We start from the raw sequence: 16,201 nt of genomic DNA on the forward strand, positions 1-16,201 counted from the left end.
CGCCCTTGCCTTAAAGGGGGCGGCAAACGCGTCACCCAGGGGAAGACTCATGCAGGAACCGGCCATCACCGAAGAGCTCATCGCATCCCACGGCATCAAGCCCGATGAATACGCCGAGATCCTCCGCATCCTGAACCGCGAGCCGACCTTCACCGAGTTGGGCATCTTCTCGGCCATGTGGAACGAGCACTGTTCCTACAAGTCGTCGAAAATCCACCTGAAGAAGCTGCCGACCACCGGCCCGCAGGTCATCTGCGGCCCGGGCGAGAACGCGGGCGTGGTGGACATCGGTGACGGGCAGGCCGTGGTCTTCAAGATGGAAAGCCACAACCACCCCTCCTACATCGAACCCTATCAGGGCGCGGCCACCGGCGTGGGCGGCATCCTGCGCGACGTGTTTACCATGGGCGCGCGCCCCATCGCGGCGATGAACGCGCTGTCGTTTGGCGTGCCCGAGCATCCGAAGACCCGCCAGCTGGTTCATGGCGTCGTCGAGGGCGTCGGCGGCTACGGCAACGCGTTCGGCGTGCCGACCGTGGGCGGCGAGGTCCGCTTTCACTCTGCCTACAACGGCAACTGCCTGGTGAACGCCTTTGCCGCCGGTTTGGCGGACGCAGACAAGATCTTCTACTCGGCGGCCTCCGGCGTGGGCCGTCCGGTGGTGTATCTGGGTGCAAAGACGGGTCGTGACGGTGTCGGCGGCGCCACCATGGCCTCGGCCGAATTCGACGAGACCATCGAGGAAAAGCGCCCCACCGTGCAGGTCGGCGACCCCTTCACCGAGAAGCGCCTGATGGAGGCCTGCCTCGAGCTGATGCAGACCGGCGCGGTGATTTCCATTCAGGACATGGGGGCTGCGGGCCTCACATGCTCGGCGGTGGAAATGGGCGACAAGGGCGGCCTTGGCGTGCGCCTCGACCTGGAAAACGTCCCCCAGCGCGAAGCGAACATGACCGCCTACGAGATGATGCTCTCGGAATCGCAGGAGCGGATGTTGATGGTGCTCGACCCCGCGAAGGAGGCCGAGGCCAAGGCGGTCTTTGACAAGTGGGACCTCGATTTCGCCATCGTGGGCGAGACCATCGCCGAGGACCGCTTCCTCATCATGCACAACGGCGTCTGCATGGCCGACCTGCCGCTGTCCAAACTTTCGTCGTCGGCCCCGGAATACGACCGCCCGCATGTGGCCACCCCCGCCGCTGCCCCGCTGGCCGACGTGCCGCAAATCGACGGTATCGACGGGCTGAAGGCGCTGCTGGGCTCGCCCAACTACTGCTCGAAATCCTGGGTCTACGACCAGTACGACAGCCAGGTGATGGCCGACACCATGCGCACCCCGGGCTTTGGCGCGGGCGTGATCCGCGTGCATGGCACCGACAAGAAACTCGCCTTCACCTCGGACGTGACCCCGCGCTACGTAAAGGCGAACCCGGTCGAAGGCGGCAAGCAGGCGGTGGCCGAGGCCTATCGCAACCTGACCGCCGTGGGCGCGCTGCCCCTGGCCACCACCGACAACCTGAACTTCGGCAACCCCGAAAAGCCCGAGATCATGGGGCAGTTCGTGGGCGCGCTGGACGGCATCGGGCAGGCTTGTGCCGCGCTCGACATGCCGATCGTCTCCGGCAACGTGTCGCTTTATAACGAGACCGACGGCAAAGGCATCCTGCCGACGCCGACGATCGGTGCCGTGGGCCTGATCGCCGCTGACGAGGCCCCGATCCTCGACACCCCGCGCGAAGGCCATGTGGCCCTGCTGCTGGGCGGCGCGGGCACGCATCTGGGCCAGTCGGCCCTGCTGGCCGAGGTCTTCAACCGCGAAGACGGCGATGCACCGCATGTGGACCTCGCCGCCGAAAAGGCTGCCGGTGACTTCGTCCGCGCCAACCGCGACTGGATCAAGTCCTGCACCGACCTCGCCGATGGGGGCCTCGCACTGGCCGCCTTCGAGATGGCGCAGGCTGGCGGCGTTGGCATCATGCTCGACACCGTCGACACGGCGGAACTGTTTGGCGAGGATCAGGGCCGCTACCTGATCGCCTGCAACTTCGACCAGGCGGAGGCGCTGATGCTGGCCGCCGCGCAGGCCGATGTGACGCTGACCTCTGTCGGCAAGTTCGTGGGCGACACGGTGAAGTTCGGGTCGTCCGAGGCGCCGCTGGCTGACCTCGTTGCACTGAACAAATCGACCTTCGAACGCCTTTTCGGCTGATACCATCGCAATTTCCAAAAAACGCCCGCCCCTCCCGGCGGGCGTTTTCCTTTGCCCCGAAAGCATACGCAACGGGTCCTATCGTTGGCCGCGATTTTCCCTTGGAAAAATCGCCCTTCCCCATCGCCGAACCGCACCCCATATTCCCCCCATGCTGAAGTTCACGCCCCTCCTCCTCGCCATCCTCTACGCGCTCGCCATGTACCACTTCTCGGCCTGGCGCACCCGGCGCGAGCTGGACGCACGTTCCACTGAACTGGCCGACCCTACGCTGAAAACCCTCACGGACCGCATGGCCAAGGCGCTCGACCTGCCGCGCATCCGCGTGAACATCTACGAGATCGACCCGGTCAATGGTCTCGCCGCCCCGGACGGACGTATCTTCATCACCCGAGGCTTTTTCCGCAAATACCAGCAAGGCGAGGTCACCGCCGAAGAACTGGCCTCCGTCATCGCCCACGAGCTGGGTCACGTCGCGCTGGGGCATTCGCGCCGCCGCATGATCGACTTCTCCGGCCAGAACGCCATTCGCGTGGCGCTGGCCACGGTGCTTGGCCGCTTCCTGCCCGGCATCGGCGTCTGGCTCGCGAACATGCTGACCTCGATGCTCGCCGCGCACCTGTCACGCTCGGACGAATACGAGGCGGACGCCTATGCCTCTGCCCTGCTGCACAAATCCGGCATCGGAATCGCGCCGCAGAAATCGCTGTTCGAGAAGCTCGAGGCGCTGACGCGGTCGCGTGCAGGGGCCGTCCCCGCTTGGCTCATGTCCCACCCCAAGACGGCGGACCGGATCAAGGCCATCGAAGCGCTGGAAAACCGCTGGACCCCTCAGGACGCGTAGGTCGGGGTTTACCCCGACTCCCTCAGGTCAAAGCCGCCCTCGGCCACATCCTCGCCGTTCACCTGTACCACGATCCCATGCCAGCCCGGGTGCAGCCGATAGGTCGTGGCATCGCCCTTCAGGACGTGCCGCTTCTCCAGCCGCAGCCCCTGTGTTCCCACGACCCCGGCCTTCAGCTTGAACACCTTTTCCGCCGTTCCGGTTGGCCGCGCAAACCGCAGCCGATAATCCACCATGACCGGCCGCCCCGCCTCGCCCTCGATGTCCACGACAAAGCGCAGCGCGCCGCCGATCTCCACCTCTGGCGTCAGCACCTGCAATCGCGCCGTGACATCCCCGGCCCGATAGCCCAGCAAGGCCAGCGACCCCGGCTCGCCACGCTTCACCGCCGTCCGTAGGGCATGGCGCGTGATCCAGTCCATCTCGCGCGCCTCCTGCCGCCCTTCGTCCCGCCAGCGCGCCAGCCGCGCCACCACTTCATCGGGCATCACCTTGGACAAGTCGTTCATGTGGTTCGCCACCGAGCGCGTGACGAACCGCGCCTCGTCGCCATGCAAGGTCTCGAGGAACTCCAACGGCACCGCCGGGTCGATCTCGATGTTCTTCGCCCAGGGCAACCGGGGTCGCGTCCCTTCCGAGACCAGCCGCCGCACATGGTAATTCCCGTCATGCTGCCAGTCGCGCAACCGCGCCAGCACCGCCTCGGGCCAGCGGTTCAGGAAAGGCCGCACGTAAAATTCCATGGAGAACCGCCGCGTCGCCGCGTGCAGCAGGTCCAGCGCGCGTTCCGGTTCCTCCATCCCGTGCCGTACGGCCAGAACCCCGTGCACCGCATGGATGAACCGCCCGAAATCATCGTCCTTCCGCGAAGGGTCCAGTTCCGGGGGCAAGGCCGCCTCCAGCGCCTCTGCCATCGCGCCGAACCGCGCGGGCAACTGCGCCTCCAGCCCGTCCGCGATCCACTCCAGCCGCTCCAGCAGCCCACGCCCCGCCAGCCCCGGCACGACCGTGTCGATGAACCGCCCCGCATCGAACCTAGGCACAACCGAAAAATCGGCGGCGAGGTCCGCCACCGAGTCCCGGTTGAACAGCTGATCGGCCAACGAGAACCCGGCCCCGCCGCCCTTCCCGTCCGGCCCCCGCGCCATGGGTTACATCGTCGACAGCGTCTGGCCGCCGTCCATCAGGATGTTTTGCCCGACAATAAAGCCCGCGTGCTGCGAGCACAGGAAGGCGCACATCTTGCCGAAATCCGCCGGATCGCCATAGCGCCGCGCCGGAATGGTCGCCTCGCGCTGCGCCTTGGCCTCTTCCATGCTGATGCCCTGCGCCTTGGTCACGCCGGTATCCAGCGACACCGCCCGGTCCGTGGCGTGAATGCCCGGCAGCAGGTTGTTCACCATGACCCCATTCGGTGCCACCTGCCGCGACACGCCCGCAACATACCCCGTCAGCCCGGTGCGCGCCGTGTTCGACAGGCCCAGCACCGCGATGGGCGCCTTCACCGATTGCGAGGTGATGTTCACCACCCGGCCCCAGCCCTTTTCGACCATCCCCGGCATCAGCGCCTGCATCAGCAGGATCGGCGTCAACATGTTGCTTTCGATGGCTTTCTGGAAATCCTCGCGCTGCCAGTCCGTCCACATCCCCGGCGGCGGGCCACCGGCGTTGGTCACGAGGATATCCACCGCCCCTGCGGCCTCCAGCACCTTCGCACGGCCCTCGTCGGACACGATATCCGCCGCAACCGTCGCCACTTGGACGTTATAACGGTCACGGATCTCCTGCGCCGTCTGCTCCAGCGCCTCTACCCCGCGTGCGTTCATCACAAGGTCGACACCCGCCTCTGCCAGCGCCTCGGCACAGCCGCGCCCCAATCCCTTGCTCGACGCACACACCAGCGCGCGTTTTTCCCGAATGCCCAGATCCATGGCACCCTCCCTGTTGTCGTTTCCGCAACGTCGGCAAAAGGCCGACCTCATACCTATTTGATGACACAATTCTTCCGCATACAATGGCAGGACGCCATACTGCCGACAGAAGCTGTCAGCGCATACGCAAGGACTCGCATGAAGCCCACGACTGCCCTCGATGTCTACCCCGCATCCGCGTTGCGCGTGATCAACGGGGCGAACCTCGGCGACGCCCTGTCCTGGGCCGATGACCTCGTGCATGACGACATCTATCGCCTGTCCCCTGTGTCCATGCTGAAACCCCTGGCAGTGCGCAGCGCGGCCACACCGCCGTTCCGCATCTCCGAAGCGTCCGAGCTGGGAACCCCCGGCCACGATGTGCACCTCGACTGCTGCGTGACCTTCATGTCCGGATCGGGCGAGACGACGGAATGCCTCGTGCTGGTGGAGACCGATGCCGAGGGCAACGCCGCCGCCGTCTACGCCATGCCGCTGGCCGAGATGACGTCGAAGGCCGATTACGTCCTCGTCGGCGTGTCCGAGGATGGCGCGCTGGCCCGCTACGCCCAGACCGCCTGCACCTCTTTCACCGCCGGAACGCTGATAACCATGGCCACCGGGGCGCAGAAACCGGTGGAGGATCTGAAGGCAGGCGACCGCGTGCTGACCCGCGACGACGGCCCGCAGGAGATCCGCTGGATCGGCCACCACACCGCCCGCGCCACCGGAAGCTTTGCCCCTATCAAGATCGACGCAGGCGCGCTGAACAATTCCCGCGACCTCTACGTTTCGCCCGACCACCGGCTGTTCATCTACCAGCGCCGCGACGAGATCGGCGCAGGCCGTGCCGAACTGCTGGTCCGCGCCCGCCACCTGGTGAACGGCACGACGGTGACCACCGCGCCGGGCGGATTTGTCGACTACTACCAGATGCTCTTCGACGGCCACCAGATCATCTACGCCGAGGGCATCGCTGCCGAATCCATGCTGGTGAATTCCCAGACCCAGGCCGCCCTGCCCGAGGCCATGGCCGACAAGCTTTCGACCCTGATCCCCGGCCACCGCAAGACCGACATCTCCGACCTCGAAATCGGCGAAGCCCTGCTGAGCCGCCCCGACGTCGCCTCTCTCCTGCGCAAATCGTCGGGCGGTTGACCTTCGCGACGCCCGCTCAGTGGCTCCGAAGCGCCTCGATCAACTCGGACTTGTCCATCTTCGACCGTCCGTCGATCCCGATCTCCTGCGCGCGCTCGTACAATTCGTCCTTGGTCCATTCCTCGTAAGGACTGGCCGCGCCGCCGGTCTTCGATGGTTCATCGCCGCGCGCCTTGGCATTGGCGATCCGCGCCGCCTTCTCCTTTGACATGCCCTGATCGCGCAGGTCCTCGTACAGCTTGTCGTCCTTGATGGACGGTCCGTGATCCTTGGTCATGAGGTGCTCCCGTGAAGTGTCCCTGACCAAACGTTCGGTTTGCCCGCGCGTTCCAATGAAATGCACCCACTCGGGGCTTCTTCCTGGCGCAAATACTCGCTTTGCCGACGCCCGATGCTGCACATGCGATATGCATGGTTTGCGCATACGTTGTGCATGGATTGTGCATCGCCCGATTCCGCTGTAATTGCCGCGCATGCAGCACACCAACCGCCCCTCCCTTCCGCCCGAAATCGCCCGCCGCCGGACGTTTGCGATCATCTCGCACCCCGACGCGGGCAAGACGACGCTGACCGAAAAATTCCTCCTGTACGGGGGTGCCATCCAGATGGCCGGACAGGTGCGGGCCAAGGGCGAGGCCCGGCGCACGCGGTCGGACTTCATGCAGATGGAAAAGGATCGCGGGATTTCCGTGTCCGCCTCGGCGATGTCCTTCGATTTTGCTGCAAAATCGAACAGCTACCGCTTCAACCTCGTGGACACGCCCGGCCACTCGGACTTCTCCGAGGACACCTACCGCACCCTCACGGCGGTGGATGCGGCGGTCATGGTGATCGACGGCGCGAAGGGGGTCGAAAGCCAGACGCAGAAGCTGTTCGAAGTCTGCCGCCTGCGTGACCTGCCGATCCTGACGTTCTGCAACAAGATGGACCGCGAGGCGCGCGACACCTTCGAGATCATCGACGAAATCCAGGAGAACCTCGCGATCGACGTGACGCCCGCGTCCTGGCCCATCGGCATGGGCCGCGATTTCCTCGGCTGTTACGACATGATAAACGACCGGCTCGAACTGATGGACCGCGCCGACCGCAACAAGGTCGCCGAGTCGATCAAGCTGGAGGGTCTCGACGATCCGAAGCTCGCCGATCACATCCCTGCGGACCTTCTGGAAAAGCTGCGCGAAGAGGTTGAAATGGCGCGGGAATTGCTGCCCGCGCTGAACCACCAGTCGGTGCTCGAAGGGCATATGACCCCGATCTGGTTCGGCTCCGCCATTAACTCGTTCGGCGTCAAGGAACTGATGAACGGCATCGGCACCTACGGGCCGGAACCGCAGGTGCAGCGCGCCGAGCCGCGCGAGATTTCCCCGGAAGAACCGAAGGTGACCGGCTTCGTCTTCAAGGTGCAGGCCAACATGGACCCCAAGCACCGCGACCGCGTCGCCTTTGTCCGGCTGGCGTCGGGGCATTTCGAGCGTGGCATGAAGCTGACCCATGTCCGTACCAAGAAACCCATGGCGATCACCAACCCGGTGCTCTTCCTCGCCGCCGACCGTGAGCTGGCCGAGGAAGCCTGGGCGGGCGACATCATCGGTATCCCCAACCACGGCCAGCTGCGTATCGGCGACACGCTGACCGAGGGCGAGATGCTGCGCGTGACGGGCATTCCCTCGTTTGCGCCGGAACTGCTGCAAGGCGTGCGCGCGGGCGACCCGATGAAGGCCAAGCACCTCGAAAAGGCGCTGATGCAATTCGCCGAGGAAGGCGCGGCCAAGGTGTTCAAGCCGATGATCGGCTCGGGCTTCATCGTCGGCGTCGTGGGTGCGCTGCAGTTCGAGGTTCTGGGCAGCCGGATCGAGCTGGAATACGGCCTGCCCGTGCGCTTTGACTCGTCGCAGTTCACCTCCGCCCGCTGGGTGCATGGCCCGAAGGACGCGGTCGAGAACTTCGTGCAGGCCAACAAGCAGCACATCAGCTACGACCATGACGGCGACGTTGTCTACCTGACGCGCCTGCAATGGGACATCGACCGGGTCGAACGCGACTACCCCGATGTCAAGCTGAGCGCGACAAAGGAAATGATGGCCTGACAGTCGACGGCGCGCGAAGGTCTCGCGCGCCGTGTGCCTTAGAAGGTGACGCCGCTGGGCTGCACGATCTCGAAGGCCTTGCATTTGCCGCCGTCGCCAGTGAAGCCCTTGCACTTGATGAGCGCCGCGCAGAACGGCCCGCCTCCGCCGTGCTCGAAGTTTCCGCAGGACATGCCGTCACACAGCACCGCGCAAAGCGTGATGTCCCCGGACATCGGCCTGCAATGAGACTGCGCCTGCACCGCCTGCATCTGCTGCAACTCCTTGAATTCCAAGGTCGACAGTTCTTGTTTGATGCGGTCCAGTTCCTTGGACAGTCGTTCGCCTTTCATCGTGCCAACTCCTTTAGCTGCGTGGTCCGATCCTGAATTGCGTGGCCCGCGTCCAGATCCATCTCGGACGCCTTGCGCTGCAGGACATCCGTCAGGCAATGCTTGATGGGCGGGCACATCTTGAAGTCGAAGTTCCGGCGCATCTCCCGCAGTTTCGGGCAGGCCCCCATGCACAGGGGCAGCACCGGGCAGGACATGCATTCGTCATCGTCGAAAGGGTCGCGGTCCTCGAAACTGCTCAGCACCGGTTCGGGCCATGTGCTTTCGTCACACAGGTGCGCCACGACCTGCGGGCGGTTGCGCAATTCGGCCCAGCATTTCATCAGGCTGCCGTCGCTGTCGACGACGAAGGCGTTCACGTTGTCCACCTGGCAGACGCCTTGCAGGCTGGTCGAGACGCCCTCGTCAGAGCAGGGATAGCCGTGATCGGTGCAGAAGCGCAGAAACCGCTGCTGTACCCCGGCGAATTCGCGGTTCGACAGCACGGTGGCGGTCTCGGCCAGGTCGGGCCGGTCGTAGTTCTCGACATTGGCAAGGTAGAGACTGGTGCCCGGTCGCCTGAGGACGCCGTTCTCCCACAGTTGATGGGCCAGTTGCTCCAGTTCCGTAGCATTGCGCCGGTCGACATTGACCCGGATCGACACCTCGTAGGGTTCAGGCAGGGCGACGATGTTGCCGCAGATCGTGTCGAAGGTCGCCTTGCGCCCCGCCTTGAGCACGCGGCGCACGTCGTGGATCTCACGCGGGCCGTCGATGGTGATCTGAAAGCCGGAGATCCTGCGGCCTTCGAGCCGTTTCACGGTCTTGGGCGTCAGAAGGTGGCCGTTGGTAATCATGAAGGCCGACCAGTCCGACAGCACCCCCTGTTCCACAAGACGGTCGAAGCGGTCCGACAGGTCCAGGATCGCCGACAAGCCCATCAAGGGCTCGCCCCCGAACCAGGTGACATGCAGCGGATAGGCCGCCTGTGCCGCCAGTTGGGCGGTGATGAACTTCTCCAGCTGGGTGCGGACCTCTGCGGACATGATCCCCGGTTCGTGGCTTTCAAAGCAATAATCGCAGCCAAAGTTGCAGTTCATCGTCGGCGCAATCGTCAGGGTCGGCGCCCGATCAGAGGTGACCGCCTCGTACCAGCGGGCCTTCAGCATCAGGGCCTCGCGGGCCTCGTCCGGCATCACGAAGCCGCCCTGCCGCAGCGCGGTGAAGGCCTCTGGCGGCTCGGCATCCCCTGCCAGCGGAAAGGGTTGGTCCAGCCAGTCGAGTTGCTGTTCGGTCGGTTTGACGAAGGAGCCGGAGACCGTGTTGAACACGGCACCACCCGGCAGATGAACGTTATAGGCGGACGGTTTGTACAGCATGAAATACCCCCGAAAAGGGTGTGAAAAGGGTCGGTGAGAAATGGCGTTATTCAATCTATGGGTGATGCTAAGCGCTCGGACCGCGATCTGTCAACGCTCAACCTTTTGGTGTGTCCGGTCCTCGTTGGGAGTGTCATAGTGCTGCAAAGCGAGCAAGCTGCTTGATCGAACTCCCAAGGCATCGCAGGTTTGATGTCCCTGCCATGAGGACCATGAGATGCGCCCTTTCACCTTTATCCTGTCGCTGGTCGCCGCTTTGGTCGCCGGCGGGGCCAAGGGAGACGGGCTGTCCTGTGCAGCGGGGCGTGTCATGATCGACGCCCCGAACAAAACCTTGGCGGATCAAGCCTGCCGCGCGGTGATGACCAGCCTTGCTGCCTTTGAAACTTGCGGGCTGCCGCCCCCTCCGCCCCTGCAATTGACCGTGACCCCGACATTGAATGCGGATTGTCTTGGCCTGTTCCACTGCGGCGAGAACCAAATCGAGGTCCTGACCCCGGACGCACTGAACGCGGCACGCCCCGGGCTGACGGTCTTTGGGCACATCCCCGGCGACCGCCTTTTCGCCAGCGTCATCCATCACGAGCTGGCCCACGCAGTGATCGACGCCACCCCCTGCCCCTACGGAGACTGCGTCGCGACGAGCGAGTATTTCGCCTACACCCAGCAGATTGCCGCCTTGTCCGACGAGGACCGCGCAAGGATCGAAGCGCGCATCCCGCTTGATGCCCCGCCGAACCGTGACAGCATAAACCCCTTCATGCTGTACATGGCACCCGAGCGGTTCATTCTCACCGCCTTGGCGCATTTCCGCACGCGACCGGACGCCTGCGCCACATGGCAGGGTATCGCCGAAGGCATCATCCTGTTCGACAAGTTGCATCCTTAGCGCCCGCCGCCTCTGGTATCGCCGCTGCCGCGCGCATATCTTTGACGGGTCGTTACGGAGGTCCCATGCGTCTCGCCATAATCCTTGCTGCCGTCAGCCTTGCCTCACCTCTGCTTGCAGCGGAACCATGGGAGCTCATCACCTCCATCGGCTACGAGGAATCCGAGGCCGATGGCGAATGGAAGGTCACAAAGACCATCCCCGACGCGTTGCGTACACAGGCGGACAGCTTCACCATCACCGGCTATTACGTCCCGGTCGAAGCGCAGGCCTACGTCAGCCAGTTCCTGATCGTGCCGGACCCGGCGGATTGCCCCTTTTGCGGGTCCAACGGCTATGGCCCGACGCTCGAAGTCCACGTGACCACCCCGATGCCCGACCTTGCCGAGGCCTCCGAGGTCACGGTCACCGGGAAGCTGAATTTCGACGAAAGCACAGAGACATACCGCGCCGTCTACCTGACGGATGCGACATTGTTGGGCACAAATTGACGTTACAACCATCTACGTCAGGTTGTTAGGCTGTTCCCGGAACGACCGGTAAAGCCTTATGTTTGATGAAATTGATGTGATGGCGCCTGTAGGCGCCACCCTCCGTGCCGGGAAAGTCATTGGACGAATTCGACCGGACTTCCGAGATGGTTCGCCCAAACAGGAGTAGATGGACCGCTTTCCGGGCTGACGTATCGGGAGAATTCTGCCGGAGACCGTAGGGACGGCCTCCAATCGGCATGACAAAGGCGGGCCTGCGAGAGGCCCGCCTTTTCGATTGCTCTTAGGCCGATCAGTTGGACTGCAACAGCGGCGTGATGCGACGCACCGAGGCGCGGCGGTTGGCGCGTTCGGCCTGCGTGGTCGGCACCACGAGGTCGGATTCGCCGTAGCCCTGAAGCACCATGTTCTCCGGCGGCACGTTGAAATACTCGGTCAGGGCCAGCGCCACTGACTCTGCACGGCGGTCAGACAGCGCGAGATTGTAGGCGTAGTTGCCGACCGCATCCGTGTGACCTTCGACAAGGAAAACCTCGCTCGGGTTCTGACGGATCATGTCACGCATGGCATTGCCAAGGGCGGACAGTTCCTCTGCCTCGACCGGACGGATCGCGGCGCTTGCCGTTTCAAAGTTGATGGCGTCGACCGTGATTTCCGGTACGAGATGGCGCACGGCTTCGATGTTGCGCACCTGGTTCAGAGAGAACGTGCGTCCCACCTGCACCTGCTCCGACGCAGCCAGCGCGCGGGCCAGAGCATCAGCATCGTTGGTGTCGCGGTAGACCACGCGTTCCTGGTTGCCACGGCTGGACACCTGCGGCAGGTCACCGACCACGACGGTCTGGGCCTTCTGCGTGTCGTCGAACAGCACGACCTGCGTGCCGTCAGACAGCGTGCGCGCGCGGCGCAGAACACGGCCATCGGCGGCGCGGATGGTTTCCACGGTGGTGCCGTCCTCGTAGGCCACGACATTGCGGGTCGAGCCGTCGTTGTACTGATACGTGGTCACATCGGCACCCGGACGACGCAGGAGCACGTCATCGTTGCGCAGTACGCGGAAGTTGCCGTTGTTCTCGACCACCACGCGGTCGCCGGAGTTCGACACCACCTTGTCATTGTTCGACAGGATCTCGTTCAGCGCCACGGCACCCAGACCCAGCAGAGCGGCACCGGCCACGGTGCGGGCGCGTTCGGCGTCACGACCGGCGTCGCGGGCGTCCTGCTTGGCCTGATCCAGCGCGGCCTGATCCGGATTGGCGGTCGGCTGCGCCTGCGCCTCAGGTGCGGCGTTCACGGTGGTCTGGAAGTCCTCCGACGAGGTGCGGACCTGATCCGCCGTCACCGTTTCCTCGATCTTCTGCGGCTCTTCGGCACCGTCCTGCATGGCGGCAACTGCGTCGGAAGCCTGTGCATCCTGCTCGGCAACGGCATCGGCCTGTGCCTGCGCGTTCGCCTCGGCCTGAGCCTGCATCTCAGTATCGCCCGCTGCGGCCTGTTCAGCGGCCTGCGCCTCTGCCTGCGCCTGCGCTTCGGCTGCGGCAAGGGCGTCGGCCAGTGCGGCGCTGTCGGCCTGAGTATCGACCTGAGTGTCGACCTGAGTGTCGACCTGTGCCTCAGCTTGGGTTTCGGTCTGGGGCTCGGTCGTCTGCGCCTGTTCGACGGGCTCCGCCTGCGGTGCGGCCTGCGCTTCCGCCGTGGCCGCGGCCTCCGCCTGCGGCTCTGCCGAAGCCACGTCCGGCTCGGACGCCACGTCGGCCTCGGATGCGACATTCGGTTCAGCCCCAACCTGCGCGTCAGAGGCAACACCGGCCTCGGCAGCCGGGTCCTGCTGGGCGGCGAGAGCATCGGCCAGCGCCTTGGCGTCTTCGCTCACCTGATCCGTCGCTTGCTCGGCGGCCTGATCCGCAGCCTGTTCGGCCTGCTCTGCTGCCTGCTGCGTTTGCTCAACAGCCTGCTCTGCCTGCTCAGTCGCCTGCTCCGTCACTTGCGGCAGCGGTGCCGCCTCTGCGGGCGCGGCCTCGGCCTGCGTCTCGACCTCCGCCGGGGCGGCTTCTGCTTCTGCCTGCACGCCCGCCCCCGGGACGACCATGTCCTCGGTCACGAGGCCCTGATCCAGTGCCTCGACCAGTTGCTGTTCCGGCGGCGTATCCATGCCCGGCAGAACGACACCATCCTGCACAAGGTCCTGCGCCATCAGCAGCACATCGTCCTGCAAGGTGGCGTCGGCCTCGGCCTGGACCACCAGCCCGCAATCCAGCTTTTCGGGGATGCTCTCGCCCGTCGCGCAGATCTCGTTCAGCGACTCCATCAGGTTTTTCATCTGCCCCGGGGGCACGATGCCGGAATTGCCCGCGATCCCCGCCTGCTGGGCCTGCGCGGTGCCGGATATCGCCAGCGCCAGCATGGCCGTCGAAGCGGTCAGGAAATTGCGTGTCTTCATGGTATTCTCCTCTCGGTGCCCATGACGGGCTTGCGCACTTAACGCATCGAGCGGGAGATGGGTTGCATGGGTTCTGTCATGCAATAACAGTCAGGCGTTATCCTTCTGCCTCAACGGGTTGGATGCCGCAGAGCAGAGAGGGCCGCAGCCCGCGCGGTCAGAGCAGCGCCATCAGGCGTGCCTTTTCCCCGGCGTCATCGGGGCGCGAGATCGCCTCGGCCAGCTGTTCCAGCGACTGGATCGAATGCCCCGCGCGAAAGCTGTCCACATGCGGCAGCATGGTGCGGATGCCGGTGGCCTTGGGTGCGAAGCCGTCCCAGCGCAGCAGCGGGTTCAGCCAGATCAGACGCTTCGACGACAGGTGCAGCCGCTCCATTTCCTTTTCCAGCGCGGCGGGGTCGTCGCGGTCCAGACCGTCGGTGATGAGCAGCACCACCGCGCCCTGCCCCATGACGCGCCGCGTCCAGTGGTGGTTGAAGTCGTGCAGGCATTGCCCGATGCGCGTTCCGCCCTGCCAGTCCTGCGCTTCGGCCCCGGCGGCCTTCAGCGAAGCATCGACGTCGCGGGTCGCCAGGTGGCGGGTGATGTTGGTCAGCCGGGTGCCAAAGGTGAAAGCGTGGACCTTGGCCCAGCCCTGCCCCTTTTCATTCGCGACGGCGTGCAGGAAGTGCAGCACCATGCGGCTGTATTGGCTCATCGAGCCGGAAATGTCGCAGAGCACCACGAGGTTCGGCCAGCGCAGGCGCGGTTTCGCATGGGCGATGGAGCGGATCTCGCCGCCCTTGCGCAGGGCGTCGCGGATGGTGCGGCGGTAGTCGGTCCGCTTGCCCATGCTTGAGGCCTGCGAGCGGCGGCTTTCGATGGGTTTGACCGGCAGTGTCAGGCGGGAGAGCATCTTCTTGGCCTGCGCGATCTCGTCCAGCGACATCTGTTCGAAATCCAGCGTCTTGAGCTTTTCCTCGGTCGAGATGGTAAAGGACGCATCCACCTCGATCTGTGTGCCGTCCTCCTGCTCTTCCTCCTGCTCGGGGATATCGGGCATCTCGTCGCCCAACAGCGCCTGCGCGGCGCGTTTTTCAGCGGATTGTGCGGCCTTGTTCTCCTGCACGCCACGAACGGCGGGCAGCATGAGCGACATCATGTGTTCGAGGTAGCGCGGATCGCGCCAGTACAGGCGAAAGATCTGGGCAAAGACGATGCGATGCTCGGGCTTGTTCACGAAACAGGCGTGCAGCGTCCAGTAGAAGTCCATCCGATTGGTGAACCCTGCCGCCTCGACCGCGCGGATGGCGTCGATCACCCGACCCGGACCAACGGGCAGACCAGCACGGCGCAGGGCGCGCGCAAAGTGGATGATGTTCTGCGCCAGACGGGGATTATCCGGGAGTTCAAGCGGGATGTATTCTGCCATTGCAGCCTTTCTCGGAGCGGCCCGAGGGTGGAGGGTGCGGGACGGGGGCGCTGCCCCCAGAAACGGACCATGCCCCCGAGGGTATTTGTAAAACCAAAGAAGCAGAGGCGCGGTGCCCTGCCCTGAGGGTCAGGCGGGTTCGAGCGCCTTCTTTGCCTCGTCGAGGATGCGCTTTGCCTCGCCGCCGCCGATCTTGGCGATGTCGTCCTGGTATTTCAGGATCGCGCCCAGCGTGTCCGAGATGACCGCCGGGGACAGGTCCACAACATCCAGTGCCAGCAGGCATTTCGCCCAGTCGATGGTTTCGGCCACGCCCGGTTTCTTGAAGATGTCCTCGGTCCTGAGCGCCTGCACGAAGGCGATGATCTGCCGCGACAGGGTTTCCGAAACTTCGGGCGCGCGGGAGTTCAGGATCTCCACCTCGCGGTCGAAATCGGGGTAGTCGACCCAGTGATACAGGCAGCGGCGTTTCAGCGCGTCATGCACCTCGCGCGTGCGGTTCGAGGTCAGCACGACGATGGGGGCCTCGGGTGCGGCGATGGTGCCAATCTCGGGGATGGTGACCTGGAAATCCGACAGCGCTTCGAGCAGGAAGGCCTCGAAGGGTTCATCGGTGCGGTCGAGTTCGTCGATCAGCAGCACCGGCGCGCCGTTCTCATCGGGCCGCATGGCCTGCAGCAAGGGCCGTTCGATCAGGTAATCGGGGCCGAACAGTTCCTCTTGCAGCGCGGTGCGGTCGCGTCCGCCGGAGGCCTCGGCGGTGCGGATGGCGATCATCTGCGCCGGGAAGTTCCATTCGTAGACGGCGCTCGACGCATCCAGCCCCTCGTAACATTGCAGGCGGATCAGGCGGCGGTTCAGGCATTTCGCCAGCGCCTTGGCGATCTCGGTCTTGCCGACACCGGCCTCGCCTTCGAGGAACAGCGGGCGGCCAAGCTTCAGCGACAGGAAAACAACCGTGGCCAGCGCGCGTCCGCAGACATAGCCGGTCTCGGAAAGGCGGCTTTGCACCTCGTCGATCGAATTGGGAATGGTCATGTCTCTCTCCTTGCGGCCAAGGTGTCCCAGCCCC

The 16,201-nt window shown here is 64.7% G+C and carries 14 protein-coding genes; 6 read left to right on the top strand and 8 right to left on the bottom strand.

All coding sequences use genetic code 11. The annotated features are described in order from the left end of the window. Nucleotides 1–49: 49 nt before the first annotated feature. Together purL and ACP16H_RS03820 are read left to right on the top strand one after the other, a co-directional pair. Nucleotides 50–2,209 carry a phosphoribosylformylglycinamidine synthase subunit PurL gene (gene purL / locus ACP16H_RS03815; RefSeq protein ID WP_425070925.1) on the top strand — a complete coding sequence of 720 codons (2,160 nt, stop codon included), beginning with the start codon at nucleotides 50–52 and terminating at the stop codon, nucleotides 2,207–2,209. Between the two features lie 151 nt (nucleotides 2,210–2,360). Beyond that, nucleotides 2,361–3,053 (top strand): M48 family metallopeptidase, encoded by a 693-nt coding sequence (locus ACP16H_RS03820; RefSeq protein ID WP_425070926.1) that lies wholly within the window; start codon nucleotides 2,361–2,363, stop codon nucleotides 3,051–3,053. An 8-nt stretch (nucleotides 3,054–3,061) separates the two neighbouring features. Here the strand turns inward: ACP16H_RS03820 and ACP16H_RS03825 are convergent, their stop codons facing one another. After that, nucleotides 3,062–4,201, bottom strand: coding sequence for a hypothetical protein (locus ACP16H_RS03825; protein ID WP_425070927.1), 1,140 nt, complete (start codon nucleotides 4,199–4,201; stop codon nucleotides 3,062–3,064). A gap of 3 nt (nucleotides 4,202–4,204) precedes the next feature. Further along, nucleotides 4,205–4,984: an SDR family oxidoreductase gene (locus tag ACP16H_RS03830; RefSeq protein WP_425070928.1), complete on the bottom strand. Its 780-nt coding sequence runs from the start codon at nucleotides 4,982–4,984 to the stop codon at nucleotides 4,205–4,207. 138 nt (nucleotides 4,985–5,122) lie between these two features. On the opposite strand from ACP16H_RS03830, the gene ACP16H_RS03835 reads away from it, so the two are divergent. After that, nucleotides 5,123–6,121, top strand: coding sequence for a Hint domain-containing protein (locus tag ACP16H_RS03835; protein WP_425070929.1), 999 nt, complete (start codon nucleotides 5,123–5,125; stop codon nucleotides 6,119–6,121). Nucleotides 6,122–6,137: 16 nt separating this feature from the next. Here ACP16H_RS03835 and ACP16H_RS03840 read toward each other — a convergent pair whose 3' ends face one another. Then, complete coding sequence (locus tag ACP16H_RS03840; RefSeq protein WP_425070930.1) at nucleotides 6,138–6,398, bottom strand: DUF7218 family protein; 261 nt, start codon at nucleotides 6,396–6,398, stop codon at nucleotides 6,138–6,140. A 196-nt stretch (nucleotides 6,399–6,594) separates the two neighbouring features. Between ACP16H_RS03840 and ACP16H_RS03845 the strand changes: the two genes are divergently transcribed. Continuing rightward, nucleotides 6,595–8,208 (top strand): peptide chain release factor 3, encoded by a 1,614-nt coding sequence (locus tag ACP16H_RS03845; RefSeq protein ID WP_425070931.1) that lies wholly within the window; start codon nucleotides 6,595–6,597, stop codon nucleotides 8,206–8,208. A 38-nt stretch (nucleotides 8,209–8,246) separates the two neighbouring features. On the opposite strand, the gene ACP16H_RS03850 is transcribed toward ACP16H_RS03845, so the two are convergent. After that, a complete protein-coding gene (locus ACP16H_RS03850; protein ID WP_425070932.1) occupies nucleotides 8,247–8,540 on the bottom strand; it encodes a hypothetical protein in 294 nt (97 codons plus the stop codon). Next, on the bottom strand, nucleotides 8,537–9,898 hold the full coding sequence (locus ACP16H_RS03855; RefSeq protein WP_425070933.1) for an SPASM domain-containing protein: 1,362 nt from the start codon (nucleotides 9,896–9,898) through the stop codon (nucleotides 8,537–8,539). Before ACP16H_RS03855 ends, ACP16H_RS03850 begins: the two co-directional genes overlap by 4 nt. A gap of 217 nt (nucleotides 9,899–10,115) precedes the next feature. Here ACP16H_RS03855 and ACP16H_RS03860 point away from each other — a divergent pair, with 217 nt between their 5' ends. Both ACP16H_RS03860 and ACP16H_RS03865 read left to right on the top strand, forming a co-directional pair. Continuing rightward, nucleotides 10,116–10,787, top strand: a complete 672-nt coding sequence (locus tag ACP16H_RS03860; protein WP_425070934.1) for a DUF6639 family protein — start codon at nucleotides 10,116–10,118, stop codon at nucleotides 10,785–10,787. Between the two features lie 65 nt (nucleotides 10,788–10,852). After that, nucleotides 10,853–11,278: a hypothetical protein gene (locus ACP16H_RS03865; protein ID WP_425070935.1), complete on the top strand. Its 426-nt coding sequence runs from the start codon at nucleotides 10,853–10,855 to the stop codon at nucleotides 11,276–11,278. Nucleotides 11,279–11,570: 292 nt separating this feature from the next. Here ACP16H_RS03865 and ACP16H_RS03870 read toward each other — a convergent pair whose 3' ends face one another. The 3 genes from ACP16H_RS03870 to ACP16H_RS03880 all read right to left on the bottom strand — a co-directional run bounded on the left by ACP16H_RS03870 (nucleotide 11,571) and on the right by ACP16H_RS03880 (nucleotide 16,167). Continuing rightward, entirely contained in the window at nucleotides 11,571–13,718 is a 2,148-nt protein-coding gene (locus ACP16H_RS03870) for an OmpA family protein (protein WP_425070936.1), read from the bottom strand. Nucleotides 13,719–13,875: 157 nt separating this feature from the next. Then, a complete protein-coding gene (locus ACP16H_RS03875; protein ID WP_425070937.1) occupies nucleotides 13,876–15,129 on the bottom strand; it encodes a vWA domain-containing protein in 1,254 nt (417 codons plus the stop codon). Between the two features lie 129 nt (nucleotides 15,130–15,258). Further along, nucleotides 15,259–16,167 carry an AAA family ATPase gene (locus ACP16H_RS03880; RefSeq protein WP_425070938.1) on the bottom strand — a complete coding sequence of 303 codons (909 nt, stop codon included), beginning with the start codon at nucleotides 16,165–16,167 and terminating at the stop codon, nucleotides 15,259–15,261. Nucleotides 16,168–16,201 lie beyond the last annotated feature (34 nt).

It is taken from the genome of Sagittula sp. S175 (assembly GCF_049800975.1).
Classification (GTDB): domain Bacteria; phylum Pseudomonadota; class Alphaproteobacteria; order Rhodobacterales; family Rhodobacteraceae; genus Sagittula.